Below are 1,616 nucleotides of genomic sequence, written 5' to 3' on the forward strand. Positions count from 1 at the left end.
GGAAGGCGCGGATGAAAGAGGAACTCAAGTTTCGGATTTAGATTTCAAGCCGTTTGAGCATACTCTCTAAGTGCAGCCAATCTCTTGTCATTCTCAATAATTTGGATGGTCAGTTCATCGGTGTCAGCACCAATGAGTTCTGAAACGACGGCTACCACCTCTATTATGATTGCCCATATCTTTTCAACCACCGTCAGTTCGTGTACTCCGAGATACATGTCACCGAACAGTCCTCCTATGGTGTCATAGTCGAGTGTTCTTTTTATTGAGGCAAGTATGTTGTAGCGTATCATGACCAATGAAACATGCGCTATATGGGCCGAAAAGTTTCGTGACGAGCAATCAGCAAGTCCAAGTAGACGCTTGCTGTCCGAGAAGAACACTTCTATGCTCCAACGCATGGAGTATATCTCGTAGGCACGCACAAAACGGAGGCTCAGATCTGTTGTAAGAAGTACTTTCCACGCTTCCTTTTTGCCTCTCTTGCAAAAGAATAATTTTACGGAACGTTTTCCAAGCACAACTTCAATTTCGGAATAATGGCAATGGTAGCGCCTGCTGTATTTCCCTTCCTTCTTAGCCTTAAGTTTGGTGATTATGGCCTTGGCAGACAATTCTCCCCAATTAGTAGTCATATACTTGGTGTTGCCCATCTTTGCCATGCCGAGAAGATGGAATTTCTTGTGGCGGCGATAAACGAAATCCACAAGTTCGGTACATGTGAACCAGCTGTCAACCAGCAAGTAATCGAAAGGTATTTTGTTGCGTATCGCATTCTTCACCATATCTAACAGCTTGACACCCTTGCTCATGAAATACTCTTCCTTGCGTTTGGCAATATGACACTTCTCATCACGTTTGCGCTCATAACGCCCATTCCTCTGTTCTGAGGTAAGCCCTTGTTCCTTACCATCAACCTTGCCCTTCTCGCCGTGAAGCGAGAAGTCGAGCATGAACTGCGTGCGGCCATCGCTCCAGCACAACATTAGAGCCTTGTAGCCGAGGATGCATTTCTGGTGTACATGCGAGAATATCTTGCCTATGGATTCAATATGCATGCCCGTCTTTGGAAGATCCGTGTCATCGGCTATCAGTACGGTTGGAAGCAGACTCTTCTTATGGTCCTGGCGCACGGTCACTTTCGTCAGCAGCCAATTGGTTATGCGGTACACGACATTCCGCCAGTTGACATTGTCTTGTGACAGATATGAATAGAGGATATCTTTCTTACCGCCAAACATACGACACAGCACCGAACCATCATAATGGGAGAAGCCTTTGATTGCAAAGAATGGAAGCAGTAACAATATTTGGAACACTTGAAGGTTCGTCAACTGGCAGTTCTCACGTTTCAAGCCACCAAGGCTGCGGTTGTCCAAATTTAAGCTTTCAAGCAGGCGCGTAAATGTATCCATAACTATACTGCGACGTTTTTCTGAGAAAAAGTTGCGGATTTCTGAGGGAATATTTGTAATTTTGCTCATGGCTTTGAGTTTTGAGTAATGTTTTTTTGTCACATCTAATTTACTCATTTTCCGTGATATACGGAAATACTCAAAGCCTTTTTTATGAACTTTTTTATGAACTCATACCCGTTGGCGGAATTAATTTAAGTT

Annotated in this window: 1 protein-coding gene; it reads right to left on the bottom strand. The window is 44.1% G+C overall.

Annotated features, from left to right (window positions below):
• Nucleotides 1–44: 44 nt before the first annotated feature.
• The gene (locus tag QVO99_RS06165; RefSeq protein WP_288177002.1) at nucleotides 45–1,415 is read right to left on the bottom strand and encodes an IS4 family transposase; all 1,371 of its coding nucleotides are present in this window, start codon (nucleotides 1,413–1,415) and stop codon (nucleotides 45–47) included.
• Between the last annotated feature and the right edge of the window lie 201 nt (nucleotides 1,416–1,616).

Source organism: Prevotella sp. CAG:592, assembly GCF_000436015.1.
In the GTDB taxonomy this organism is placed as follows: Bacteria; Bacteroidota; Bacteroidia; order Bacteroidales; family Bacteroidaceae; genus Prevotella; species Prevotella pectinovora.